The following is a 23,050-nucleotide window of genomic DNA, read 5'->3' on the forward strand; positions in this document are numbered from 1 at the left end:
TTTTACACGTTCGCGAAATAGAATATACCGGTCAATATCGCGTCGGCCAGGATTATGAGTATAAAACTAATGACGACGCTCAGGGTGGTCGAGCGCCCGACACCCTCGGCGCCGCCTTTAGTATTAAGGCCCTGGTAGCACCCGATTATCGATATTATTATGGCGAAGACGACGCTCTTTAAAAGGCCGGTCATCACATCCTTCGCCACGAGGAATTCAAAATTTGTCTTTATATAAAGGCCCGGGCTTATCTTGAGGTTATAGACGCCGACCAGATACCCTCCGAACATCCCTACCAGGTCGCCCATTATCGTAAGGGCGGGAAGCATGACGAGGAGGGCTAAAAATCTCGGCACGACCAAAAACCTTACCGGGTTGAGGGCCATCGTCTCCAGCGCCTCTATCTGCTCGGTCACTTTCATGGTACCTAGTTCCGCCGCTATCGCGGAACCAACTCTCCCTGCAACCACGAGCGCTATCAGCACCGGCCCCATCTCACGGCACATGGAGACGCTGATAAGGGCCGCCACGAACCTCACCGCGCCGAGCTTATCCAACTGGTACGCGCCCTGCATCGCGAGGACTATTCCTATGAACAACGTGACAAAAAATACTATCAGGATGGACTGAACGCCGACGAAGACCATCTGTTGGAAGATGTACCGCCTCCCGATAAATTTGCCTATAAAAGGCGCGAATAACAGCCAGTAGAGGGTGTTAAAAAATAACGCGAACACGTCCCATATGGCCGTACCCGCGCTCAGGGTAGCCCTGCCTATAGCTTGCAATATGTTCATATAGCCTTCATCCTCTTTAAGCGGACTTTAAGGCATCCTCTTCTGTGGCGTATATCTCGAAAAGTTTCTCTAATTTGGTTATTTCAAACAAGCTCTTCACCTTAGGAGTGAGGCTGGCGAGCTTAAGCTTGCCGCCTATGCTCTTTATCTTCTGGTGCGCCTCGACGAGCGTTGCCAGTCCGGACGAGTCGACATAAGCCACTCCGGCGAGGTTTATGACGGCTTTCTGCGCCTTCGAATCCAGGACCTTAATAAAGGCCTTCCTGAAATCCGGGGATGAGCTGAAATTTATCTCGCCCTCTACTTCCAGCACGACCGCGTCTCCGACCTTCCTATCTTTTACTACCATGGGCTTTACCTCCGCTTATAAATTTTATCATTTTTATCTCGTTTCCGCTATCATTATATCTGACCTCGTCCATGAGGTTATTTATCAAAAAAATGCCGCGGCCGCCGTGCTTGAGTATATTCGCGTCGGAGCGAGGGTCAGGCGTGGCCTTGTAATCGAAACCCGCGCCCTGGTCGCGGACGGTTATCTCGATCTTCCCCCCGGAAAACGCGTAGCTGATAACGACCGGCAGCCTGTCGTCGAGCTTGTTGCCGTATTTTATGGCGTTTATGACCGCCTCTTCCAGGCAAAGCCTTATGTCGAAGAGCGTCTCCTTGTCCAGCTTGAGTTCCCTGAGCGCGCGGAGCAGTTTGGCTGAAGCGCGTTTTATATACTTAGGATCACTCGGTATCTCGAAGACGAGATCTTTCATTCCGTTGAGAACGCTCCTATCTTCCTGTATTTTTCGTATCTGGCTTCTATGAGAACAGCCGGCGCCAGGGCCGAAAGGTCTTTAAGATATCTTTTTATGGCTTCTTTTATCGCGGCCGCTGTCATGGCCGGGTCGCGGTGGGCGCCGCCCAGAGGTTCGTGCACTATTTCATCGATAAGCCCGAGCCCCAAAAGGTCCTGCGCGGTCAATTTTAGGGCCTTCGCCGCGTCCGGGGCCCTTGCCCTGTCCTTCCAGAGTATTGCGGCACAGCCTTCGGGCGAGATCACGGAATAATACGCGTTCTCAAGGACGCATATCCTGTCACCTACACCTATTCCCAACGCGCCGCCTGAACCGCCCTCGCCGATGATGAAACAGATGATCGGCACCTTTATGCGCGCCATCTCCATGAGGTTCAACGCTATCGCCTCGGCTTGTCCCCTCTCTTCCGCGCCGATGCCGGGATAAGCGCCGGGCGTATCTATGAAGATTATCACAGGCAGCTTGAACTTCTCACCCATCTTCATCACCCTCATAGCCTTCCTGTACCCTTCCGGATGCGCGGAACCGAAGTTCCTCATTAGGTTCTCTTTGGTATCGCGGCCCTTCTGGTGGCCCATGACGATGGCCTTCTGTCCGTCTATCTTCGCAAAGCCGCATATAAGGGCCTTATCATCGCCGAAGACCCTGTCCCCGTGTATCTCGGAAAAATCGGTCATGATAAGCCCTACGTAATCTAAAGTATAAGGCCTTTTGGGATGGCGGGCGATCTGGACCCTCTGCCAGGGAGTGAGCCCTTCGAAGACCTCTTTTTTTACCTTGTCGAGCTTGTCCTCGAGTTTCTTTATCTCCGTGGAGAGGTCTATGTTCTCCGAGGAAGTGAATTTCTTGAGCTCTTCGATCTTGCGTTCGAGCTCAAGTATGGGTTTTTCGAAATCCAGGCCGATTCCGTTCATATGGGCTCTTTAGTCGACTATCGTGACTTCTGTGCCTTCCGGCAATATACCGTAAAGTTCCTCGACTTCGCTGTTAAGCATCCTTACGCAGCCGGCCGTCACCTGTTTTCCGAGGGAGGACGGATCGGTCGTGCCGTGAATACCGTATCCTTCCTTGGAAATGCCCATCCAGCGCGTCCCCAGTATATTCTCCGGGCTTCCCGGAGGGACGGCCGCGCCCGTCTTATACCAGACCGGGTCGACCAGTTTCGTCGTTATCTTGAAAGTGCCTACGGGCGTGCAGTTATTCAGGCCGGTGGCGACCTTGTAGGTCTTCATCACGTTATCGTTCTGCTTGAGCATGAGTATATTCTGCGATTTATCGACTACTACGCTGAACCTCGAGGTCACGACCTTCAGCCTCTGCCCCTGCCTTATGTTATCGCCGGTAAGGTTATTGGACTTTCTGATAAGGTCGACGGTCGTACCGAAGACCCTCGCTATCTTGACCAGCGTATCGCCGGCCTGGACGGTATATTCCTTGCTGTCGCTGTCCACGATCGGAGAGAAGAGTATCTTCATGCTGAGCTCTTCCGCCTTCGGCTTCGCGGTATTCACTATTCCCGGGTCTGGATATGACTCGTATGCCTTCCTGTAGGAGTCCCTCGCCTCGGAGAGCTTGCCTTGTTTCTCGTAGAGCGCAGCGAGCGAGATGAGCGCATCCCCGGACTTCTTGCTGTCGGGGTATGCGGCGATGACCTTTTCGAGCTCCTTTATGGCCTCTTCGGACCTGCCTTCCTTATCAAGCGCCCGCGCCCCGCTTATCAGGGCCCCTTCCTTGGAGCCGAGCTGCATCTTCGGCAGGAATATCACTAACAGTCCTATTATGGCTACCGTGATAACTACCGCGGGCAAAAAAGCTTTGATCTTCATGTTACAGCGTCTCCCCTTTCTACAGCATTATGATTGCGGCGATCACTATCCCTATCAACGAACCTACAAATACTTCAAAAGGCGTGTGCCCGATGAGTTCCTTGAGCCTGCTTTCCTGTATCTTACGGCGCCAGTAGATGTCATCCATAATCTTGTTGAGGATCTCGGCCTGCTGGCCTGTGGCGCGCCTGACACCCTGCGCGTCGAAGGCTATGACAACGGCGAAGACCAGAGTGGCGACAAAAAGCGCCGAATCGAATCCCTGCTGGATGCCGACGGCGGTAGCCAGGGCCATCACTCCCGAAGAGTGGGCGCTGGGCATTCCGCCGGTGCTCACCACCCAGCGGAAGTTAAATTTCTTCTCCCTGATGCTGTTTATGACTATCTTTATGGTTTGGGCGGTCACCCAGCCAAGGAGCGTGGCCAAAAAAACCTTGTTCTGGAAGACCAGGAAGACTGAGTTATTCATATTTGGTATGTATTATACTATATTTTTGCCGGGCTTGATAATAAAAAATCACGATTTCATCAGGGAGAGCGCCTCGGAGCGCGTCTTTTCGTTGGAGCGGAATACGCCCCTGACCGCGCTCGTGACGGTCGATATCCCGGGTTTCTTCAGGCCCCTCATCGACATGCAGAGGTGTTCCGCCTCTATCACGACCATGCATCCGCGCGGCTTGAGCTCGTGCATTATCACCTCGGCGATCTGGGTCGTAAGCCTCTCCTGCACCTGCGGCCTCTTGGCGAGTATATCGATCGCCCTTCCCAGCTTGCTTAATCCGGTCACCCTGCCCTCTTTGGGGATATAGGCGATATGGGCCCTCCCCAGGAACGGCAGCAAATGGTGTTCGCACACGGAATAAAGAGGAATATTCTTAAGGAGGATTATCTCCTCGTGTTTCTGGTCGAGGACGACCTCGAGTTCCCTGGCCGGGTCCTGCCTTATTCCGGCGAATATCTCCTCATACATCTCCGCGACCCTGCGCGGGGTCTCCTGCAAATCCTTGCGTTTAGGGTTTTCGCCGACAGCCTCGAGTATCATAGTCACGGCCTTCATTATCTTCTTCTTGTCCATGTCGTTTCCCGGCCTTTCCTTTCTGTCTTATTTTCCGATACAAAATTGCGAGAATACTTTATCGAGTATATCGTCGGTCACGGTCTCTCCGACCATCTCGCCTATGCAATCCAGCGATTCCCTGAGCTCTATCGCTATCAATTCGGGCGAGAGTCTTCCGTCTACCGCTTTGATCGCCTCCGTCAGCGATTCGTACGAGCGCCTCAGCGCGTCCTTCTGCCTGGCGTTTGCGACTATTGCGCCCTCAGGCGCGCGCACCCCGCCGCCGAAGACCTTTTCAGACATCTTCTTCTCAAGCCCGTCTATCCCCTCGCCTGACTTCGCCGATACCTCCGCGACCGTTTCATTCCGGGGGGCAGCCAATGATATCTTCCTCGGGAGGTCGATCTTGTTCAAGACTATTATCCTCTCCCTGCCTTCCGTATCCTCGAGCAATACCCTGTCCTCGTCCGTAAGGCGGGAACTCGCGTCGAGGACGAGCAGGACCAGGTCGGCGGCCTCGATATGTTCGCGGCTCCTCAGCACGCCCTCCCTTTCCACTATGTCCTCGGTAGGGGTGATGCCGGCCGTATCCGCCAGTTTGAAAGGGATCCCCAAGATACTAATGAATTCCTCGATGGTATCCCTCGTCGTGCCGGGTATGTGAGTGACTATGGCCCTCTCCCTGCCGATCAGCGCATTAAGGATGCTTGATTTCCCGACGTTCGGTTTGCCGCATATGACGCAGGATATCCCCTCCCTGAGCATGATCCCTTTCTCCGCCGTCTCCAGCAGCCGCAGGACCTCCCGTTTTACGGATCCAAGGCGCGCGCCTATCTTCGCCTCTGATATTATCTCTATATCCTCACCGGGAAAATCTATGGAGGCCTCGATGTTCGCCGATATCGAGATGAGTTCGTCCCTTATTTTGTTAAGTCCGGACGATAGCCTGCCGTCGAGCTGGCCCAACGCAGCCCTGAGAGAGGCGTCGGTCTTGGCCCTTATTATATCGAGGACCGCCTCGGCCTGCGTGAGATCGAGCCTGCCGTTGATAAAAGCGCGCCTTGTGAATTCGCCGGGTTCGGCGAGCCGCGATCCGCGTTCCAGCACGAGCGCCAGCGACCTCCTCAACGGCATAACGCCGCCGTGGCAGCTTATCTCTACCGTATCTTCCCTGGTATAACTGTTAGGGGCGCGCATCACGGTCAATAAAGCCTCGTCGATGACCGTATCCTTATCATGGACATGGCCGAAATGCGAAGTGAAAGAACGGAAGCTCGACGGAAGTTTGCCTTTTTTTGAACGGAATACGTCGTCGGCTATTTTGACGGCGTCCTTGCCGCTCAGGCGTATTATCCCGATAGCGCCTTCCCCTAACGGCGTCGAAACAGCCGCTATGGTATCTTCGGTATCTACCCTATGCTGTTTTTTCATACGGCACGCCCTTCCTGCCTAAACATCTCAATGCCTCGCCTGCCACGAACAGCGAACCTGTGACAAGTATAAGGTCTTCCTCTCCCGCGTGGCGCCGGGCCAGTTCCACGGCTTCCTTCACGTTGAATGTCGCGACCGACCTCTTCTCGTAATCAGGGAAACCTTTCCTGATCTTATCGGGTGATATGGCCCGCGGCGTATCGGCTTTTGTGAAAAATATCTCATCCGCGAGAGGAAAAAGGTTGCGAGCCATCCCCTTTATATCTTTACCCGACGATACGCCGAAGACCAGGTAGAGTTTCTTGTAAGCAAATATGCCGCCCAGCGCTTCCTTCAGCGCCCGCGCCGACGCCTCGTTCTGCGCGCCGTCGAGTATTATCCACGGCGCTCTTGAGACGACCTGGAGCCTGCCCGGCCAATTGACGTTCCTTATGCCGCCGGTTATATTATGCGAACATATCGTTATGCCGCGCGCCCTCAGGGATTCTATCAGCCCGATGGCGGCTGCGGCATTCGCGGCCTGATGCCTCCCCAGGAGAGGAGTTGTCAGTAAAGCGTATTCGCCGTATAGGCCGCGGACATTGAAAGTCTGTTCCTCCGGGCTCGCCGTAAGCGTCTCGTAAGATATATCCTTGCCCACGAGGTAAAGTTTCGCTTTCCTGTCAGCGGCCGCCTTGCGTATGCAATTCAATACCGCCGGTTCCTGTTCGGCGGAGACGACGGTGGAATTCTCTTTTATTATGCCGCACTTCTCCTTCGCGATCGCCTCAACGGTCTCTCCGAGCCTGTCCGTATGGTCGAGGCTTACCGGGGATATCCCTACAGCCAGGGGATCGAGAGTATTCGTGGCGTCGAGCCTGCCTCCCATCCCGACCTCTATCACGGCGATATTCGTTTTCTTTATGCTGAAGAAGAGGAAGGCCAGCGCCGTATAGACCTCGAAGAAGGAGGGCGGACCGAACCTGGATGATTTTGAAAAATTGTCGAGGAACTTCTTTATCCTCGCCACGAGGGCCGCGACCTCGGCCTCTTCGATATTCCTCTCTTTCGGGAAGGATATCCTTATGCGTTCCTTGAAATCCAGCAGATGCGGGGATGTATACAGGCCGGCCCTTATCCCGCCCTCTTTCAATATCGAATATACGAACGCGCAGGTCGAACCCTTGCCCTTGGTCCCGGCTATGTGTATCGACCTGAAATTGCGCTGGGGGTTCCCCAACCCGTCGAGCAGTGCCCGCATCCTGCCCAGTCTCATCGCGGCGCGGTAATCGAATGCGGCGCGTTTCTCGTAGTCTATAAATGAATCGAGGTATTTTAGCGCTTCCTGATAGGTCATATGAGGTTAATGCCTGAAATGCCTTACACCGGTCGTCACCATCGCGATCCTGGCCTTATCCGCGGCCTTGACCGAATCCTCGTCTTTTATCGAGCCGCCCGGCTGTATTATAGCGGATATGCCCGCTTTACCGGCTAATTGCACCGAATCCGGCTTCGGGAAGAACCCGTCGGTCGCGAGGCAGGAATCCTTCGCGCTCTTCCCCGCTTTCCTGATCGCTATCCTCGCCGAATCGACCCTGCTCGGCTGCCCGCCGCCTATACCCACCGTCTTCTCCCCCTTAGCGATGACTATCGCGTTCGACCTGACATGTTTCGCGACTTTCCATGCAAAGAGCAGGGATCTCACCTGGCTCTCCGACGGGCTTTTTTTCGTCACCGTCTTCAGGTCCGCCTTGGCGATCTCTAGCGTATCCTGCTCCTGGAGAAGCATCCCGCCCTCGATCTTCTTTACATCGCATGAATAGACGCCGCGTTCAGGCCCTTTTCCAATATCTTTATATTCGATTATCCGCACGTTCTTCTTCCCGGCCAGGACCTTGAGGGCGCCGGCCTCATAAGAGGGGGCGATCACGCATTCCAGGAACCCCGAATCCGATATCGCTTTCGCGGTCTTTACGTCGACCTTCCTGTTGAGGCCCACTATGCCGCCGAACGCCGAAAGGGTATCGCAGGCAAAGGCGTCTTTATACGCCTGGTAGAGCCTCGGGGATGAAGCGACCCCACAGGGAGAATTATGCTTGACGACGCACGCGGTGGGAGCCGCAAAATCCTTTACTATCTGGACCGCGGAGTGCAGGTCCAGGAAGTTATTGAACGAGAGTTCCTTGCCATGGAGCTGTTTCATATTCCCGAAACCGTAAGCCGGTTTTACCGCGTCTGCGTAGAAGGCGGCCTTCTGGTGCGGGTTCTCGCCGTAACGCAGGCCCTGCGCCCTCTCGAAGACAAGATGGAGCAGGTCGGGGAATTTGTCCTTTGTCCGGCCCAAACGTCCGCTTAAAAAAGCGTATATCGCCGCGTCATACTTCGCCGTATGGCCGAATGCCTCCAACGCGAGCGCCTCGCGCGTGTCATCCGAAAGGGAACAATCGTTCTTCTGCAATTCCATCAGCACGCAGAGGTACCTGTCGGGATTGCATAAGACGGCGACATCATCGAAGTTCTTGGCGGCCGAGCGTATCATCGCCGGCCCGCCTATATCTATCATCTCTACGGCCGCATCGAGCTTGACCCTGGGATTCCTGACCGTATCCTCGAACGGGTAGAGGTTCACGACGACCATGTCGATCAGGCCTATTTTGTGCTTCCTGGCCTGGGACATGTGTTCTTTGTCGCCGCGCCGCGCGAGTATCCCGCCGTGGATCTTGGGGTGCAGGGTCTTCACGCGCCCGCTCAGCATCTCGGGAGAACCCGTCACGTCCGAGATGGCGCGGATCTTTATCCTGTTCTCTTTCAGGACCTTCGCGGTCCCGCCTGTCGAGATGATCTCCACACCGAGCTTCTCAAGCCCCCTGGCAAAATCAATGATGCCCTTTTTGTCGGAAACGCTGATAAGCGCCCTCTTTATCCTGGTCATTTTCAACCTTTCTGATGTGTACCCCTGCAACTAAACGCTTCGAAAATTTGAAACAAATTTTCTCGCAGTTGCGGGGTTAATCATATTAAATGTAAAATAGGGATGATTAATATTTTAGCAGGTTTAGTTCCTGCCTGTAAAGCTGGATTTCGCGGCGGAGGGAGGTTATCTCTTCTTCGAGAAGCGCCAGTTCCTGCTTCGCTTTCTCCACATTGTTCTGCAATTCGGCTTGTTCCTGCGTCGAGAGGCTTAATTTCTTATTATCGAGCAGCCCCTTCTGGTTTTTTATCGAACTCCTGATGGATGATGCCCTAGCTTCCTTGCCGGCCAGTTTCACCTTAAGTTCTTCGGCCTTGCTGTTTATCTTCTGCCTCTCGGGGTCAAGGTTGGCGTTAAGGTCGCGGGTCTTCGCGTAAAGGTCCTTCCTCGCGGCCTTGAGCTCCTCTTCAAGTTCCATTATCTTCGAGTTTATCTCGCCCTGTTTCGCGCGGAATTCGCCGTTCATTGTCTCTATCCCGGAATCTACCTGGGCCTTTTTATCGAGGGCAGCCTTGAAAGAGGGGTCGAATTCGAGCAGCGCGGCCTTTATCTCTTCGGGTTTCTGCTGGGGCCCGCAGCCCAGGAATAATAACGGCAAGGCGGCGGCCGCGGCGATCGATATGAAGAGTTTTTTTGCGCCCATGCTTATCATCATGCGGCGGCTGGTTTCGTCTCAGCCGTCTTTACGTCCTTCTTGCCCTGAGCCGAGGCGTAGGGCTTCGCGGTTTTTCCCTGATGATTGACCCTTACCACTTCGCCTTCCTCTACAGGCTCATGATAGGTGAATATCTGTCCGGCGAAATTCCTCAAGGTAAAGGAGCCTTTTGCCTGCGATATGACGTAGTTCGGCGCCACGGGTATCTTTCCGCCCCCGCCGGGCGCGTCGACGACATACGTCGGGACCGCGTAGCCCGATGTATGGCCGCGCATCTTCTCCATTATATTTATCCCGGTCGCTATCGGTGTCCTGAAGTGGCTAATGCCCTTCGCCGGATCGCACTGGTAAATGTAATACGGCCGCACCCTGGCCTTAAGGAGCTCGTGCATGAGCCTGCGCATCGTAGACGGTCTGTCGTTTACGCCTTTTAACAGCACCGTCTGGCTCCCGAGCGGCACGCCCGCGTCTGCCAGCATATCGCACGCCTTCCTGCAGCGTTTTGTCAGTTCCTTCGGATGGTTGAAATGGAGCGATATCCATACCGGGGAATATTTCTTAAGCATCGATACCAGTCTCTCGGTCACCCTCATCGGTACCGTAACCGGCATCCTCGTCCCGATGCGGACGAATTCTACGCTCGGGATATCCTTCAAATTCTTAATGATATCGTCCAGCGTCTCGTCCGGGAGCATGAGAGGGTCTCCCCCGGAGATCAGGACGTCGCGTATCCTGCGGTTGGACCTTATATATTCATACGCCTTCTCGAAATTCTGCGGGCTTGTCAGGTGCGCCTCCGACCCGACGATCCTCCTCCTCGTGCAATGGCGGCAATACATCGCGCATTTCTCAGTCGCCAGCAGGAGCACCCTGTCCGGATACCTGTGGACGAGCCCGGGGACAGGCGAGTCCTTGTCCTCCCCGCACGGGTCCTCCATATCAAAAGCCGAGACATCGAACTCCTCGGCCGTCGGTATCGCCTGTTTCCTGATGGGGCAGGTCGGCCTCATCTCGTCTATAAGCGAAAGCCAATATGGCGCTATCGCCATCAGGAGCCGGCCCTTCGACCTTTTGACCCCGATCTCTTCGGACGGGGTGAGCTTAATGACCTCTTTAAGGCCGTCATAGGTCATTATCCTGTTCTTTATCTGCCAATGCCAATCCTCCCAGTCGCTTTCAGGCACGTCCTTCCAGTGCTCTGCCAAGGAATTAGAGGCGTTTATCAACGTGAACTCCTTTCTTGTAGGGCCAGCTTCTTGTTTTTGTTGTGTCTTTCGACAGCAACTTCGAGTATCCTGTTCATCAGGTCCGGATAATTGAGCCCGGCGCATTTCGATATATAAGGGAAATTAGAATCTACCGGGTCCAATCCCGGCAGCGGGTTCACTTCCAGGACATACGGGACGCCGTCTTTCCCGAGCATTATATCGACGCGGGAAAGGTCGACACAGCCTATGGCGCGGAACGCCTTGAGGGCGGTCTCTTTTACCGTCTTAGCCTCGGCCGCGCTCAAACGCGCCGGACAATGCCAGTTCGGGGTCAATCCCTTACTCTCCTCTACTTCCTTCTCGAACTCCTTGACCTTCCATGTATAAAAAAATTCGCCCGAGGCCTTGCAGTTCGAGAAATCTATCTCTAGTATCGGCATCGCGGCGGCCGGATAATTGCCGAGGATGCCAACGGTCAGCTCTTTACCGTCGATGAATTCCTCGACGAGCGTCTCCTGCTGGTAGATGCGCGCGGTCCTCTCGGCCTCGCGGATGAGCTCTGTCTTATTCCGGACGACGCTGGCCATAGTTATTCCCTTGCCCGAGCCCTCGCTGTTAGGTTTCGCTATAAGCGGATATTTAAGCCCTTCGTCGGAGACGGACGCCGGATCCGTCACAAGCCTGTATTTCGGCGTCGGTATCCCCGCTTGCTCGAAAAGTTTTTTCGTAAGCGTCTTGTTCAGCGAGACGCTTAAAGCCATGACTCCCGAACCCGTATACGGTATCCCGAGAAAATCGAGTATCGCCGGCACCTGCGATTCCCTCGATTCGCCGTTAAGCCCTTCGGCTATATTGAATACCATGTCTACTTTATTGTTCTGGAACCAGTTCAGCAGCCCCTTGTCCGCCTCGACCAGGAATACTTCATTGCCGCCGGAACGGAGTCCGCTTGCTATCGCCTCGATCGTCTCCTTACTGTCAAATTCAGAATAATAATCATCGGGAAGGCCGGTATTGCCGGTCTTCCTCTTCAGGTTATATGTAAGGGCTACCTTAAGTCCCATCTTATCTAATCCCGTACCTTTCCAGCGCGTGATCGAGTATCCTGCTTATTATGCTGTTATATGATATCTTCATGTTCCTGGCCACTGTCATGAAGACATCCTCGGTAGAGAGCGACGGCAGCGGGTTTATCTCGAGCACGAACGGGTTGCCGTTCTTATCCACCCTTATATCTACCCTGCCGAAATCGCGGCATTCTACCGCCTTATAGGCCTTTAAAGCTACGGCCTTGAGCTTTTTGTCGAGGTCCCTGGTGATCTTTGCCGGGCATACATAGCTCAACGTGTCCGACTTTATCCTCGAGAAGGTGTAGCAGAGGTCGCCTAGGTTTGTCTTTCCGTCTATGCTGATCTGGACCGTCGGCAGCACCTCGGGGTTTTCGGTTCCTATGATAGGTACGGTAAATTCCGAGCCGGTAATAAATTTTTCGACGAGCGCCGGCTGTTTATAAGTCCGTATTACCCAACCCGCCCGCCTTTTTAGCTCGCGGCGGTTCTTTACGATAGATCTGTCGCTTATCCCCTTGCTCGAGCCTTCCTGCTTCGGCTTGACTATCAGGGGATAGTCTATTCCTACGCCGTCGATATCCCTGACATCGGAGACTTCGAAGAACGCGGGCGTAGGCACACCTTCGGAGATGAGGATCTTCTTTGCCATTATCTTGTCGAGCGTCAGGCCCAGCGTAAGCCCGTCGCCCCCGACGAACGGGATTCCGGCCATCTCCAATATCACGGGCACCTCGGATTCCCTGTTCCGCCCGGTTACGCCCTCGGCTATATTAAAGACGATGTCGACATCGAGCTTTTTCAACCGGCGAAGAAGGTTACGCACGTTGCCGATCTTCACGACCTTATGGCCGCCGGATTCTATTGCGTCCTTTATGACTTCGATGGTATCAGGATGGTCAAACTCGGCATTGGCGTCTTCCGGATCGCCTTTCTTTAATACATAGTCGGGCTTGACGTCGTAGGTCAACCCCACTATTTTACCCCGCACCTTTGAGGTGCGGGGATTGTGCCCCATTCTGCGTTTCACCGCAACATTTGCCATAATTTATCTTCCCGGGGTACAAAAAAAGAAGGGACTTCCCCGTTTAGAAGTCCCTTCTTTTAAAAACCTAGTTGAAATTATCCAACTTTTACTGCTCGTTCCTCCGGAATTATCTCTTTTTCCATTTGTCGACAATTTCCGACGTTATCTTGCCGGCAATATCCTTCGAGCCGAGGCCGAACGCCAAGCCCAAAGCTAATCCGGTCGCCGCCAATGCCACCACTACCACGGTATCCAATATGAACGTCCTGACACCGAGCATCGGGAGGACCGTAAGTACCGTTATGACGATTATGACTACCTGCGCTATCGATCCGAGGTTCTTTGCTGTCGCTATCCCGGCGTTTGAAGCCATGGTCCTTACTATCGAACCTATCAAAGCAGCAAAGAAAAGACCCAGGACCAGAACAAAGATCGAAAGTACTACCCTACCGGCGTATTCAACCGCCTGATCGAGGAAACCGGACGTCTTGAGGCCCACTACGTTCAGTGTTATGATCACAAACACCAGAACCAGCAGCCAATAGACCACCATACCGATCAACTCTGACAGGGTATGCTTGATCTCGCCTTTGGCGAGTATGCTCGCGATACCTGCCTTTTCAGATAAGACATCAAAGCGGGCGACCTTAAGTACCTGAACAATGGCCTTCTCGACGATCTTCGTGATGATCAGGAAGATAACGAGAAGTATCAATCCGCCTACGAGAAGTATCAGGTAATTAGCCAAATTCGACCATACCTGGCTCCAGGTGGTGACGATCAAATTCAATGTCGTCTGCCCTTGACCCATCTTACCCCTCCTTTCAGGTTTTTATTCCCTAAAATGATTCCCTGTTTGATTTAATATTAACATAAAGAAAATAATTGTCAAGCACTTTTTCCAGATTTAGCAATAAATTTCTATTCCGCGGCCGCGGCATTATGATATAATCATAAAAATTAAACGGAGATGAAGATGAAAAGACTTTTTGATCCCAAAGCGTGGATTTTCGTCACTATTATACTGGTCTTTTGTAATACGCCGGCTTTTGCGGCCGGCAACAAGAAGGTGGCGCAGCTTTTGACGCAGGCAACCCGGTTTTTAAGCGCCGGTGACTACGATAAAACTATAAAAACATGCGATGATATAGCGTCCATGGACCCGAATTGCCCGGCCGCCTATTATCTTCGCGGATTCGCTCACCGCTACAAAGAGGAATATGAGATCGCCATCATGGATTTTACGCGCGCGCTTCAGATAGACCCTAAATACGCGGCCGCCTATCAAGGGCGCGCGCTGTCATACGCATATACGGGGGATTTCAGGGCCGCGTTGGCGGATCTTGACACGGCGATCGCCATAGATCCCCGTTATACCGACGCATATATAAACCGCGCGAGGGTATATTATGAGATGGACGAATACGGCAAGGCGTGGGACGACGTGCATAAGGCGGAATCCCTCGGCGTATCCGACGATATGCTATACAAAGGATTTATCAATAAACTGAAGGAAGCTTCGGGAAGGAACCGATAGCGGCGTGCGGGATCCAGGCCCGTCTTTTTTACTTTTAGGTCTTTTTCCTGTTGGGGAATAATACCAGTATAGCAAACCCGAAGATGCTTAAAAGCCCGAGTAATCCCCAGGCGCCTTTGTAGCCTTTGCCTTTTGCGTAATTCCACAGGCCCCATATCAGCAGCAGGAATCCGCCGTAGATAAGGATAGCCGCGCACCAGAGGACTATCCCGATATGGACATAATAACTTGCCAGAAACCCGATTATCTGCGCCAGTATCCCGAACCCCACTCCGATATTCGTCTTTATCCTGTACTCCCCTATCATGCTTTCCCCCTCCCGTGCCTTAAATAATGATATAAGTATTCCTGCGCGTATCCGGCGTAGGCGCCGAAACGTTCCCGCGCGAACTCCGCGGCTTTCTTAGGCGCCACGGTCTTCCCGTCAAAATATAACTCCTCGATGCCCCTCTTTATCCACACATCTACCGGAAAGGCCTCATATTTCTTGAACGAAAAGAGCAAAACACAATCCGCGACCTTCCCGCCCACGCCCTTAAGCGACATCAGCCTTTCCTTCGCTTCCGTATAGTTTAAATCCTCGAGCGCATCCAAGTCAAACTTTTTCGAGGAGACCTTCTGCGCGGTATCCTTTATATACGCGGCCCTGAAACCGAGCCCCAATCCCTTGAGGGCCTTTATACCGGCCCCGGCGATACGCGAGGCAGGAGGAAAGGAATAACCTTCCGTCCCGCCAAAGGAGAGCCTCTTGCCGAACCTTTTCGAAAGGCCTGCTATCATCTTTTTTATGCGCGGGATATTGGTATACGATGAAAGGATGAACGAGGCGAGGCACTCCCACCGGTCCTGGTTCAATATCCTGAGGCCGCGGTATTTTTTTATGGCCTTTTTGATGTGCGGGTCTGCGCCTATTTCCTTATATATGCGTGGCAAGTCCTCATTGAGCCCAAAATAATCGGCTATCTTATCCCTGTTGACGGGGGAACCGGTTTCTATGGCGAGAGCGCGGCCGTCAAACGCGACTTTGACAAGCGCTTCGCCTATCACACCGGCGTAAAAATCACCGGAGCGCTCCCACCGGAACGCCTGGCCGCATTCCAACGTATGTTCGAGGTTAAAATCAGAGACGGGTAAGCTTAATCTCATTTTACTTTAGGAAGGACTATCCCCTGTTGCGCCTGGTATTTTCCTTTTCTGTCCCTGTACGTGACTTCCGGCGCTTCGTCGCATTCGTAAAAGAGGAGCTGCGCGATGCCTTCTTTGGAATAGATCTTTGCGGGATGCGGCGTCGTATTGCTTACCGCCATGGTGAGGTAACCCTCCCAGGTCGGTTCGAGCGGACTGATATTCACGATCACCCCGCAACGGCAGTATGTGGACTTGCCGAAGCAGATGGCGATCACCCTTTCCGGCATCTTGAAGTATTCCAGCGAACGCGCGAGGACGAACGAGTTCGGTGGGATGACGCACTCTTTTCCCTTAAAGTCGACGAAAGAGTGCGGGTCGATATGCTTTGGGTCTACTACGGGATTTCCAGTGCCGACGAATACCTTGAATTCGTCATGGACCCTTATGTCATAACCGAAACTCGAGAGGCCGTAACTTATACCCTCTGAGACCTGATGGTCGATAAAAGGTTCAATCATCCCGGCCTCGAGGGCCATCTTTTTGATCCAGCGGTCAGGTTTGATCATTTAACCGCACTTGGAATAGCCGCACGCTTTGCAGACCATACAGCCTTCTACATGCTGGAGCGCGCCGCCGCAATCCGGGCAGACGCCTACGACATTGCCGAGTTTGCTCTTCGTCTTCACGGCGGGTAATTCTTCGGCCTTTACTTCAGGTTCTGTCTGGCCGGCCTGGGCGGCTTGGGCATCCTGCGCTTTCTTGTTCAACAGGCGCCTTTCGACGACCTTGGCGATAGCGTCGGCGCAGGAGAATATCCTTCCGCCTTTCTCCCAAGAGGGATTAGGGCATCTTATCCCGCTCAACTGCTCTATTATAGAATGAGTATCGAGTCCGCAGCGCAGCGCAAGGGAAACAAGCCTGCTTATCGCCTCGAGCTGGCTTGCCGCGCAGCCGCCGGCCTTGCCCATCTGCGTGAATACCTCGAACGGCATCCCGTTCTCACCCTCATTTATCGTGATATAAAGGTTACCGCAGCCTGTGAGTATTTTCGTGGTCGTACCCCTGATGACCTCAGGCCTGGGACGGGGCGAAGTGCGCGCCTTCTCTTCGGGCTTCGCTGCCGTGGCCTCGACCCCTTCGGCGTTCTCCGCGTCAGGTTTCTCTTTAGTGCGGGCGATATAAAGGACTTGCTCTTCGCGGCTGCCGTCGCGGTATATGGTCACGCCCTTGCATCCCATCTTATAAGCCAACAGGTATACTTCGTGCACATTGTCCGGCGTCGCGTTATGCGGGAAGTTGACCGTCTTCGAAACGGCGTTATCCGTATACTTTTGGAAAGCTGCCTGCATCCTGATATGCCAGATCGGCGTTATGTCATGCGCCGTGACAAATACCCTCTTTATGTCCTCGGGGATCTCCTCTATATCGTGGAGCGTCCCTTTCTCGGCGATCTTCTGCATCAGCTCTTCGGAATAGAAACCGCGTTCTTTAGCGACGCCCTCGAATAACCTGTTGACCTCGACCAGTTTCGTCTTATCCATTACCTCGCGGTAATAGGATATGGCGAAGACCGGCTCGATGCCGCTCGAGGTATCGGCGAGTATGGAGAGTGTCCCGGTCGGGGCGATAGTGGTCAGTGTGGCGTTCCTTAAGCTGGGCCCGTCGGAATAGACGGAACTCGAGAAGTTCGGGAACGGCCCGCGCCTTAACGCGAGCGCGTGGGCTTCCCTCCTCGATTCTTCCTGGATGAACGACATAACCTTTTCTGCCAATTCTATCGCTTCGTCGGAATTGTACGGGACGCCGAGCTTTATGAGCATCTCGGCGAATCCCATGACGCCGAGGCCGATCTTCCGGTTGGTCTTGGTCATCGTCTCGATCTGCGGGAGCGGGAACTTGTTCATGTCGATGACGTTATCGAGGAAATGGACCGCGAGTTTCGTCGTCCGGCGCAGCTTCTCCCAGTCGAGCTGTGGAGAAGCGGCATCCATGTCCACCATCTTAGAGAGGTTTATCGAGCCGAGGTTGCAGCTCTCATAGGGAAGCAGGGGCTGCTCGCCGCACGGGTTCGTCGATTCGATCGCGCCGATCTTCGGCGTCGGGTTCGACTTGTTTATCCTGTCGATGAATATTATTCCCGGCTCGCCGTTCTTCCAGGCCCTCTTGACTATCATTTCGAATACTTCGCGGGCCTTCAGGTGCCCGAAGACTTTCTTGTTGTGCGGGGCAATGAGGTCGTATTCCTCGTCGCGCTCGACCCTCTTCATGAACTCTTCGGTGATCGCGACCGAGATGTTGAAATTCGTTATGTCCTTGTCCGTCTCTTTGCATTTTATGAAATCGAGGATATCCGGATGGTCGATACGCAGTATGCCCATGTTCGCGCCGCGGCGCGTGCCGCCCTGTTTTACGGCGTGGGTGGCAGCGTCGAATACTTTCATGAATGACACCGGGCCGCTCGCGATGCCGCCGGTCGTCTTTACCATCGAGTTGGCCGGGCGCAGCCTCGAGAAAGAGAACCCGGTGCCGCCGCCGGAACGATGGATGAGCGCCGTGTTCTTTATCGCCTCGAATATCGATTCCATGGAATCTTCCACCGGCAGGACGAAACACGCCGACAGTTGCTGCAGCTCGCGTCCGGCGTTCATCAGGGTCGGTGAATTAGGCAGGAAGTCCAGGTTGTATATTACGGAGTAAAATTCATCCTCAAGCTTTGCCACCTTATAATCTGGATCATAATATGAGTCCGCTGAAGCTATGTTATGCGCTACGCGCCTGAAGAGCTCCTCCGGGGTCTCTATGACGCGGCCTTCCGAGTCCTTCATTAGATAACGTTTTTCCAGGACTTTTTTGGAATTGGCTGATAAGCCATTCTTGATACCCGTATCCCCCATAACCAAACCCTCCTTTCCAACCGCCAGTATAGTCAACCGCTAGTATCGTGTCAAGGAAAAAATACTATATATTGTGTTTTCCGTCGGCAAAAACCCCCTATTTTGTGTTTTTCGCGTTATATAGAGGGCTTCTGCTCCCCGTTTTCACGGGGACAAATTTTACTTGCCCTTTTAGGGTAGGTTACTTCTTGGGTTTCTTCTTTCCGCAACCGCATGATCCGCACATCGCATCTTCTCCTCTGGTTCGACTTCGCTCACCATCCCTTGAACTATCCCGAACGCTCCGAGGGATTTTTAGCCCTTGCGTGTCCGGCCATAATTATACCATCTTTTTTCAATTCCGCAATAATATCTTTTCCCCGCCGCTTCTTCTTCGCGGGCCTTCTATTTTTTGGCTTTGCCCTGGTTGGCGACGGCTTCCATGGCTTTCTTTACTTCTTCAGGATCGCCGAGATAATAATGTTTGATCGGCTTCAGGTCGTTGTCGAGTTCGTAGACAAGCGGCAGGCCTGTAGGTATATTAAGTGCGACTATGTCCTGGTCAGATACGTTATCGAGGTATTTTACGAGCGCCCTTAAAGAATTGCCGTGCGCCGCGATAATGACGCGTTTGCCGGATTTCACGACAGGCGCAATCGTTTCGTGCCAGTAAGGAAGGAATCTAGCGACCGTATCTTTGAGGCACTCGGTCAACGGTATTTCGTTCGGATTTAAGTCTTTGTAGCGCGGGTCTTTCGCCGGGCTGCGAGGGTCGTCTTTTTCTAATGCCGGAGGCGGCGTATCATAGCTGCGGCGCCACACCAAAACCTGCTCTTCGCCGAACTTCGCAGCCATCTCGGATTTATTGAGGCCTTGTAGCGCGCCGTAATGCCTCTCGTTTAAGCGCCATGAATTATATACGGGTATCCACATCAGGTCCATCCCGTCGAGGGTTATCCAGAGCGTCCTTATCGCCCTCTTGAGGACCGATGTGAACGCGACGTCGAATACGAATCCTTCCTTCTTTAATACCTCTCCTGCCTTCTTCGCTTCGTCGAGGCCTTTCTCGGATAGGTCGACGTCTGTCCAGCCGGTGAAACGGTTCTCCTTATTCCAGGTACTCTCGCCGTGGCGAAGTAATACGACTTTATACATTTAATTCTCCTTTATGAAATATGGTCTAGGGTTGCTGCGGGTGACTGCCGACGGAGCCCTTGGCCCTGTTGCACGAAGCAACAGGGACGAGGTGCTCGGCAGGCAGGACCCGCTCGTACCTTATATTATATCTTAAACGCTTCCTCAAATTCAATATCATCTAAACCCTCTCCCGCCCGTTCTACATCCATAAACCGTTCCAGGATACTTCCCTCTTTGAGAAACCGCGAGACCTCGGTGAATATAGATCCGGTATTGCCGCCGGCATAACTCTTCATCCAGCGGGCAGAGCGGTCTATCGCGGGTTTCAGGAGGACTAAGTTCTCTTTCGCGCGCGTAGCTGCCACGTAAAACAGGCGGCGCTCCTCTTCTATCGCGTCGTTATCGTCCATGGACTGGTACGACGGCAGATGTCCCTCGGCCACGTATATGACAAAAACCGTGTGCCACTCGAGCCCCTTCGCCGAGTGTATCGTCGAAAGCGTCATCGCGTGGTCGTGTCTGCCCCGTAAGCCCGCCTCGAGGACGCTCTTCTCCGGCGGCTCGAGCGCCATGTCGGTCAGGAAAGTCTCGAGCGATTTATACCTCGAGGCGATGCGCTCCAGCGAATTCAAGTCCGGCGCGCGCCTGTGGAAATCGTCGTATTTCGCCTTGAGCAGAGGATCGTAATATTTCAGGAATTCTTTCAGGAGTTCAACGGGCGGGTATTTCCCGGGTTTCAATTCTTTCAGCATATCGATAAGGTTTACCAGGTCTTCTGATTTTTTTAAAATGTCCTTGTCGACCTCCAGGCCCTTATTTTTTTCTATCATCTGCTCGGTTATCTTCGCGGCGGTCTTCTGCCCGATGCCGCGCATCAATAACAAGGCCCTGTGCCAGCTCACCTGGTCGTCAGGATTTTGAGCGATACGCAGGTATGAGATGACGTCCTTTATATGCGCCGCCTCGACAAACCTCTGCCCGCCGTATTTTACGAACGGGATATCGTGGTTGGCAAGCTCGATCTCAAGGTCGTTCGAATGCCAGCCTGCGCGGAAGAGCACTGCGATCTCCTTGAGCATGACGCCCTCATCTACCAGTTCGATTATTTTCTGGACGATATACCTGGATTGGGTGTTTTCATCGCGCGCTTCGACGAATACCGGGGATTTCCCTTCGCGCTTCTTGGTGAAAAGGACCTTCTCGAACTTCTCCTCGGCGTTCTTTATGACCTCATTGGTCAGGTCGAGTATCTGCTGGGTCGAACGGTAGTTCTCCTCCAGCATTATCACCTTCGCGCCCCTGAATACCTTCGGGAAGTCTATGATGTTCTTGAAATTCGCGCCGCGGAACGAATATATGCTCTGGGAATCGTCGCCGACAACCATGACATTATCGTGCTCCGATGCCAGCAAGCGCACGATATCCGCCTGCAGCCTGTTCGTGTCCTGGTATTCATCGACCATTATATACTGATACTGTTCCGAGAGCCTCGAGCGGACGTCTTTGTGTTCATGGAGCAGCCTTTTTAAAAACACCAGCAGGTCGTCGTAATCCATGAGCGACTTCTCGCGCTTGTATTTGATATAGCCCTCTTTTATCTTCTTTATCGCGCTCTCCCATTCGACGAACTGCGGGTATTCGAGCTCGAGGACCTTTCCGATGTCGTCTGATTTGTTGACGGATTTTGAGATGACGTCAAGGAGCGCCCCTTTGCGCGGGAAGTGCTTCTCGAGATGGTCGAAGCCGAGCTTGACGCGCACGATATTTACCGCGTCCTCGGCGTCGGATTCGTCCATTATCGTGAAATTATTGGGATATTCGACCAGCTTCGCGTATTTGCGCAGGACCATATTGGCGAATGAGTGGAAGGTGCCGCCGGCGACCCTTTCGCAGCGGTCGTCCAGCAATTTCGCGGCGCGGCGGAGCATCTCTTCGGACGCCTTGCGGGTAAAGGTAAGCAGTAATATCCGGTCGGGCTTGATTCCTTTTTCAACGAGGTAGGCCACGCGGTAGACGAGCGTGCGCGTCTTCCCGCTGCCTGCCCCGGCGATGACAAGATGCGGCCCTTCAGTGGACTCGACCGCTTTAAACTGGGCGGGATTTAATTCTCTTTTATAATCTATCTTCATCCCTAATTATGGTGACAGTATACTTAATTCCCGGTTATCCATAATTAAGTATACTGTCACTGAATTTCCTTTCGGGCTTTTTCGACCATCTGGCGTTCGGAGGGATAAGTCATTATCTTTAAGGCCTCTTCTACCGGCATCCAGCGGACTTCTTCGGCGTCCGTGTCGTGGTCCGCGGTGTTCCCCGATTCGAATCTTACGAGGTAGAAATATACCGTCTTGTGGACGCGGGCCTTGTCCTCATCCGAGTAGAACCAGTAATTTATCTTCCCGAGTTCCTTCCCGATGGAGCCGGTAAGGCCTGTCTCTTCCTTGATCTCGCGGAGGGCCGCCTGCTGGGGGGTCTCGAGTCTCTCTATCTTTCCTTTGGGAAGGCAGAATATCTTTCCTTCGCCGCGGGTCAGGACAATGACCTCCGTTTCGGCGCCTGCATTGCGGTATACTACGCCGCCCGCAGAAAATTGTAATTTAGTATTCATATGTCCGCTCATGGTTGTCCCCCCGGGACAACCATGTCGTCATAACTTCCATAAAGGGGACTCCAAAAAAAAGGCCTCCTTCATTACCTCTGAGGTGAGCCGACATACAGCACCACCGGGCAGCTTGAAACCGCCCAACCGTCGACATTCTAGTCGAAGGCAATGAAGGAGGTCCGGGGAGACTTATTATTGCTTCTCTTTCTTCTCTTCCAGGGAGTCTTTTATCTCGCCGATCCCCGCGAAGACCGCGAGCAACCCGCCGAGTAAAAGTATTATGACCAGCCCGGATTTGAGGAAGCCTACTATATAATCTTCCCACCAATTTATCAGGCCAACCACTCCGAGGACGATGGCGATCAGTCCGCCGATTATTGAGAGATATTTGCTCACCATCTGCCTCCTAAAACGTCCATTTCAAAAGAACCATTAGAATTATATCACCCAAAAAAGCTTTGTCAAGGGATTTTATAACCGATTTTTCTTAAGAGGTCCTTCCGCCATTTGATCCCGGCTTCGTCCTCTATCCCCTTCGGTTTCGCGCCGTCTATCACGCCGAGGATGCCCCTGCCGTTCTCCGATTCGGCGATGATAAGCTCGACCGGATTGGCCGTCGCGCAATAGATCCCGCATACCTCCGGGATATTTTTTATCGCGTTGAGCACGTTTATCGGATAGGAATCCTTCATTATTATAATAAAGCAGTGCCCCGCGCCGATCGCGAGCGCGTTCTTCTCTGCGAGCCTCTTTAGCTCCTCATCCGTGCCTGTGGACCTGACAAGGCACGCGCCGGAGGATTCGCAGAAAGCCATGCCGAATTTTATTCCCGGCACAGCGCCGGCCATCGCCTCGTGGATATCCTCGACCGTCTTTATGAAATGCGACTGGCCGATTATGATGTTATATTCCGCGGGTTTCTCTATTTTTACGGTCTTCGTTTCCATAGGTC

25 protein-coding genes are annotated in these 23,050 nt (G+C 53.2%); 1 reads left to right on the top strand and 24 read right to left on the bottom strand.

What is annotated here, in order from left to right; all coding sequences use genetic code 11:
- Positions 1 to 2: 2 nt before the first annotated feature.
- The 15 genes from PHO67_07110 to PHO67_07180 all read right to left on the bottom strand — a co-directional run bounded on the left by PHO67_07110 (position 3) and on the right by PHO67_07180 (position 13,632).
- The gene (locus PHO67_07110) at positions 3 to 797 is read right to left on the bottom strand and encodes an ABC transporter permease (GenBank protein ID MDD5546898.1); all 795 of its coding nucleotides are present in this window, start codon (positions 795 to 797) and stop codon (positions 3 to 5) included.
- A 16-nt stretch (positions 798 to 813) separates the two neighbouring features.
- Positions 814 to 1,146 carry an STAS domain-containing protein gene (locus tag PHO67_07115; GenBank protein ID MDD5546899.1) on the bottom strand — a complete coding sequence of 111 codons (333 nt, stop codon included), beginning with the start codon at positions 1,144 to 1,146 and terminating at the stop codon, positions 814 to 816.
- Positions 1,130 to 1,558, bottom strand: a complete 429-nt coding sequence (locus PHO67_07120) for an ATP-binding protein (protein MDD5546900.1) — start codon at positions 1,556 to 1,558, stop codon at positions 1,130 to 1,132. The genes PHO67_07115 and PHO67_07120 overlap by 17 nt, the downstream gene beginning before the upstream one ends.
- On the bottom strand, positions 1,555 to 2,514 hold the full coding sequence (locus tag PHO67_07125; protein ID MDD5546901.1) for an acetyl-CoA carboxylase carboxyltransferase subunit alpha: 960 nt from the start codon (positions 2,512 to 2,514) through the stop codon (positions 1,555 to 1,557). Before PHO67_07125 ends, PHO67_07120 begins: the two co-directional genes overlap by 4 nt.
- Positions 2,515 to 2,523: 9 nt before the next feature.
- Positions 2,524 to 3,426: a L,D-transpeptidase family protein gene (locus PHO67_07130; protein MDD5546902.1), complete on the bottom strand. Its 903-nt coding sequence runs from the start codon at positions 3,424 to 3,426 to the stop codon at positions 2,524 to 2,526.
- 19 nt (positions 3,427 to 3,445) lie between these two features.
- Positions 3,446 to 3,895 (bottom strand): divergent PAP2 family protein, encoded by a 450-nt coding sequence (locus tag PHO67_07135; protein ID MDD5546903.1) that lies wholly within the window; start codon positions 3,893 to 3,895, stop codon positions 3,446 to 3,448.
- A 48-nt stretch (positions 3,896 to 3,943) separates the two neighbouring features.
- The gene (folE, locus tag PHO67_07140; GenBank protein ID MDD5546904.1) at positions 3,944 to 4,501 is read right to left on the bottom strand and encodes a GTP cyclohydrolase I FolE; all 558 of its coding nucleotides are present in this window, start codon (positions 4,499 to 4,501) and stop codon (positions 3,944 to 3,946) included.
- A gap of 27 nt (positions 4,502 to 4,528) precedes the next feature.
- Positions 4,529 to 5,914: a tRNA uridine-5-carboxymethylaminomethyl(34) synthesis GTPase MnmE gene (mnmE, locus tag PHO67_07145; GenBank protein ID MDD5546905.1), complete on the bottom strand. Its 1,386-nt coding sequence runs from the start codon at positions 5,912 to 5,914 to the stop codon at positions 4,529 to 4,531.
- Positions 5,898 to 7,250: a bifunctional folylpolyglutamate synthase/dihydrofolate synthase gene (locus PHO67_07150; GenBank protein ID MDD5546906.1), complete on the bottom strand. Its 1,353-nt coding sequence runs from the start codon at positions 7,248 to 7,250 to the stop codon at positions 5,898 to 5,900. Before PHO67_07150 ends, mnmE begins: the two co-directional genes overlap by 17 nt.
- A gap of 6 nt (positions 7,251 to 7,256) precedes the next feature.
- Complete coding sequence (purH, locus tag PHO67_07155; GenBank protein ID MDD5546907.1) at positions 7,257 to 8,825, bottom strand: bifunctional phosphoribosylaminoimidazolecarboxamide formyltransferase/IMP cyclohydrolase; 1,569 nt, start codon at positions 8,823 to 8,825, stop codon at positions 7,257 to 7,259.
- A gap of 106 nt (positions 8,826 to 8,931) precedes the next feature.
- Positions 8,932 to 9,507, bottom strand: a complete 576-nt coding sequence (locus PHO67_07160) for a hypothetical protein (protein MDD5546908.1) — start codon at positions 9,505 to 9,507, stop codon at positions 8,932 to 8,934.
- A gap of 8 nt (positions 9,508 to 9,515) precedes the next feature.
- Complete coding sequence (gene ablA / locus PHO67_07165; protein ID MDD5546909.1) at positions 9,516 to 10,745, bottom strand: lysine 2,3-aminomutase; 1,230 nt, start codon at positions 10,743 to 10,745, stop codon at positions 9,516 to 9,518.
- Positions 10,742 to 11,791 (bottom strand): ATP-grasp domain-containing protein, encoded by a 1,050-nt coding sequence (locus PHO67_07170; GenBank protein ID MDD5546910.1) that lies wholly within the window; start codon positions 11,789 to 11,791, stop codon positions 10,742 to 10,744. The genes ablA and PHO67_07170 overlap by 4 nt, the downstream gene beginning before the upstream one ends.
- A gap of 1 nt (position 11,792) precedes the next feature.
- On the bottom strand, positions 11,793 to 12,839 hold the full coding sequence (locus PHO67_07175; protein MDD5546911.1) for an ATP-grasp domain-containing protein: 1,047 nt from the start codon (positions 12,837 to 12,839) through the stop codon (positions 11,793 to 11,795).
- A gap of 109 nt (positions 12,840 to 12,948) precedes the next feature.
- Complete coding sequence (locus PHO67_07180) at positions 12,949 to 13,632, bottom strand: hypothetical protein (protein ID MDD5546912.1); 684 nt, start codon at positions 13,630 to 13,632, stop codon at positions 12,949 to 12,951.
- Between the two features lie 165 nt (positions 13,633 to 13,797).
- Between PHO67_07180 and PHO67_07185 the strand changes: the two genes are divergently transcribed.
- Positions 13,798 to 14,358, top strand: coding sequence for a tetratricopeptide repeat protein (locus PHO67_07185; GenBank protein ID MDD5546913.1), 561 nt, complete (start codon positions 13,798 to 13,800; stop codon positions 14,356 to 14,358).
- A 34-nt stretch (positions 14,359 to 14,392) separates the two neighbouring features.
- Here PHO67_07185 and PHO67_07190 read toward each other — a convergent pair whose 3' ends face one another.
- The 9 genes from PHO67_07190 to PHO67_07230 all read right to left on the bottom strand — a co-directional run bounded on the left by PHO67_07190 (position 14,393) and on the right by PHO67_07230 (position 23,045).
- Positions 14,393 to 14,665 carry a hypothetical protein gene (locus PHO67_07190; GenBank protein MDD5546914.1) on the bottom strand — a complete coding sequence of 91 codons (273 nt, stop codon included), beginning with the start codon at positions 14,663 to 14,665 and terminating at the stop codon, positions 14,393 to 14,395.
- On the bottom strand, positions 14,662 to 15,504 hold the full coding sequence (locus PHO67_07195) for a DNA glycosylase (protein ID MDD5546915.1): 843 nt from the start codon (positions 15,502 to 15,504) through the stop codon (positions 14,662 to 14,664). Before PHO67_07195 ends, PHO67_07190 begins: the two co-directional genes overlap by 4 nt.
- On the bottom strand, positions 15,501 to 16,052 hold the full coding sequence (gene dcd / locus PHO67_07200) for a dCTP deaminase (GenBank protein ID MDD5546916.1): 552 nt from the start codon (positions 16,050 to 16,052) through the stop codon (positions 15,501 to 15,503). Before dcd ends, PHO67_07195 begins: the two co-directional genes overlap by 4 nt.
- Positions 16,053 to 18,380 (bottom strand): vitamin B12-dependent ribonucleotide reductase, encoded by a 2,328-nt coding sequence (locus PHO67_07205; GenBank protein MDD5546917.1) that lies wholly within the window; start codon positions 18,378 to 18,380, stop codon positions 16,053 to 16,055.
- 384 nt (positions 18,381 to 18,764) lie between these two features.
- Positions 18,765 to 19,514, bottom strand: a complete 750-nt coding sequence (gene gpmA, locus PHO67_07210; protein ID MDD5546918.1) for a 2,3-diphosphoglycerate-dependent phosphoglycerate mutase — start codon at positions 19,512 to 19,514, stop codon at positions 18,765 to 18,767.
- A 125-nt stretch (positions 19,515 to 19,639) separates the two neighbouring features.
- Positions 19,640 to 21,625, bottom strand: coding sequence for an ATP-dependent helicase (locus PHO67_07215; protein MDD5546919.1), 1,986 nt, complete (start codon positions 21,623 to 21,625; stop codon positions 19,640 to 19,642).
- A gap of 56 nt (positions 21,626 to 21,681) precedes the next feature.
- Positions 21,682 to 22,104: an NUDIX hydrolase gene (locus PHO67_07220; protein MDD5546920.1), complete on the bottom strand. Its 423-nt coding sequence runs from the start codon at positions 22,102 to 22,104 to the stop codon at positions 21,682 to 21,684.
- A 186-nt stretch (positions 22,105 to 22,290) separates the two neighbouring features.
- Positions 22,291 to 22,497 (bottom strand): hypothetical protein, encoded by a 207-nt coding sequence (locus PHO67_07225; protein ID MDD5546921.1) that lies wholly within the window; start codon positions 22,495 to 22,497, stop codon positions 22,291 to 22,293.
- A 62-nt stretch (positions 22,498 to 22,559) separates the two neighbouring features.
- Complete coding sequence (locus PHO67_07230) at positions 22,560 to 23,045, bottom strand: adenosine-specific kinase (protein MDD5546922.1); 486 nt, start codon at positions 23,043 to 23,045, stop codon at positions 22,560 to 22,562.
- Positions 23,046 to 23,050: the final 5 nt, after the last annotated feature.

The sequence above is a fragment of the Candidatus Omnitrophota bacterium genome (assembly GCA_028716565.1).
Lineage (GTDB): Bacteria > Omnitrophota > Gorgyraeia > Pluralincolimonadales > Pluralincolimonadaceae > Pluralincolimonas.

Bases quoted from the DNA above. Each gene is read 5' to 3' on its own strand.
- dcd (MDD5546916.1), bottom strand. From the start codon at position 16,052: ATGATCAAACCTGACCGCTGGATCAAAAAGATGGCCCTCGAGGCCGGG.
- PHO67_07120 (MDD5546900.1), bottom strand. From the start codon at position 1,558: ATGAAAGATCTCGTCTTCGAGATACCGAGTGATCCTAAGTATATAAAA.
- gpmA (MDD5546918.1), bottom strand. From the start codon at position 19,514: ATGTATAAAGTCGTATTACTTCGCCACGGCGAGAGTACCTGGAATAAG.
- PHO67_07110 (MDD5546898.1), bottom strand. From the start codon at position 797: ATGAACATATTGCAAGCTATAGGCAGGGCTACCCTGAGCGCGGGTACG.
- PHO67_07135 (MDD5546903.1), bottom strand. From the start codon at position 3,895: ATGAATAACTCAGTCTTCCTGGTCTTCCAGAACAAGGTTTTTTTGGCC.
- purH (MDD5546907.1), bottom strand. From the start codon at position 8,825: ATGACCAGGATAAAGAGGGCGCTTATCAGCGTTTCCGACAAAAAGGGC.
- PHO67_07215 (MDD5546919.1), bottom strand. From the start codon at position 21,625: ATGAAGATAGATTATAAAAGAGAATTAAATCCCGCCCAGTTTAAAGCG.
- PHO67_07230 (MDD5546922.1), bottom strand. From the start codon at position 23,045: ATGGAAACGAAGACCGTAAAAATAGAGAAACCCGCGGAATATAACATC.
- PHO67_07180 (MDD5546912.1), bottom strand. From the start codon at position 13,632: ATGGGTCAAGGGCAGACGACATTGAATTTGATCGTCACCACCTGGAGC.
- folE (MDD5546904.1), bottom strand. From the start codon at position 4,501: ATGGACAAGAAGAAGATAATGAAGGCCGTGACTATGATACTCGAGGCT.
- PHO67_07170 (MDD5546910.1), bottom strand. From the start codon at position 11,791: ATGGGACTTAAGGTAGCCCTTACATATAACCTGAAGAGGAAGACCGGC.
- PHO67_07160 (MDD5546908.1), bottom strand. From the start codon at position 9,507: ATGGGCGCAAAAAAACTCTTCATATCGATCGCCGCGGCCGCCGCCTTG.
- mnmE (MDD5546905.1), bottom strand. From the start codon at position 5,914: ATGAAAAAACAGCATAGGGTAGATACCGAAGATACCATAGCGGCTGTT.
- PHO67_07125 (MDD5546901.1), bottom strand. From the start codon at position 2,514: ATGAACGGAATCGGCCTGGATTTCGAAAAACCCATACTTGAGCTCGAA.
- PHO67_07185 (MDD5546913.1), top strand. From the start codon at position 13,798: ATGAAAAGACTTTTTGATCCCAAAGCGTGGATTTTCGTCACTATTATA.
- PHO67_07195 (MDD5546915.1), bottom strand. From the start codon at position 15,504: ATGAGATTAAGCTTACCCGTCTCTGATTTTAACCTCGAACATACGTTG.
- PHO67_07190 (MDD5546914.1), bottom strand. From the start codon at position 14,665: ATGATAGGGGAGTACAGGATAAAGACGAATATCGGAGTGGGGTTCGGG.
- PHO67_07220 (MDD5546920.1), bottom strand. From the start codon at position 22,104: ATGAATACTAAATTACAATTTTCTGCGGGCGGCGTAGTATACCGCAAT.
- PHO67_07115 (MDD5546899.1), bottom strand. From the start codon at position 1,146: ATGGTAGTAAAAGATAGGAAGGTCGGAGACGCGGTCGTGCTGGAAGTA.
- PHO67_07150 (MDD5546906.1), bottom strand. From the start codon at position 7,250: ATGACCTATCAGGAAGCGCTAAAATACCTCGATTCATTTATAGACTAC.
- PHO67_07175 (MDD5546911.1), bottom strand. From the start codon at position 12,839: ATGGCAAATGTTGCGGTGAAACGCAGAATGGGGCACAATCCCCGCACC.
- PHO67_07225 (MDD5546921.1), bottom strand. From the start codon at position 22,497: ATGGTGAGCAAATATCTCTCAATAATCGGCGGACTGATCGCCATCGTC.
- PHO67_07130 (MDD5546902.1), bottom strand. From the start codon at position 3,426: ATGAAGATCAAAGCTTTTTTGCCCGCGGTAGTTATCACGGTAGCCATA.
- PHO67_07205 (MDD5546917.1), bottom strand. From the start codon at position 18,380: ATGGGGGATACGGGTATCAAGAATGGCTTATCAGCCAATTCCAAAAAA.